We start from the raw sequence: 520 nt of genomic DNA on the forward strand, positions 1-520 counted from the left end.
CCCTCCAACTGCGTCCACACTTCGCCATCGTTGCGCAGCATCAGGTCGCGCCGCTCGGTGGCGAGCATGACCATGTCTGCGTGCTTGATGGATGCGTGCAGCGTGGCGGGCAGGCCAAAGCGGGCGAAGATGGCCGCTTCCACCTTGGATTCGATGGCCTTGTACTCTGGCAACAACTGTTTAAACGGGCTGGATACGTCGCCCAGGTAGGCCTCTGCGGCGTCGTGCATCAGCGCATGCAGGGCGTGCTCTTGGGGCACCAGGTAGCTGGCGTGGTAGCTGTGCTCGGCCACCGAGTAGAAGGTATGCACGTGGCCGGTGAAGCGGCAGATGTGGGAGAGGGCGTGCGCGATGTCGCGGATGCGGATGTCGGACGCTTCTGGCTGGAGCAGGTGGAAGTAGCGGCCTGATGCCGTAAGGATGGTGGGGTTCATGCGGACACTCTTCCTGCCTTGCTGGGCGAGCGTGCGGTCAGGGTGACGATGTCTAGCCGTTGAGGTGTGCCAGCTGGAATCCAGCG

The 520-nt window shown here is 63.3% G+C and carries 1 protein-coding gene; it reads right to left on the reverse strand.

The window, feature by feature from the left end:
* A partial coding sequence (locus AC07OO_RS25615) for a YfbR-like 5'-deoxynucleotidase (protein ID WP_495085003.1) occupies positions 1-434 on the reverse strand: 434 nt, incomplete at its 3' end.
* Between the last annotated feature and the right edge of the window lie 86 nt (positions 435-520).

Source organism: Rhodoferax sp. GW821-FHT07G04, assembly GCF_059418585.1.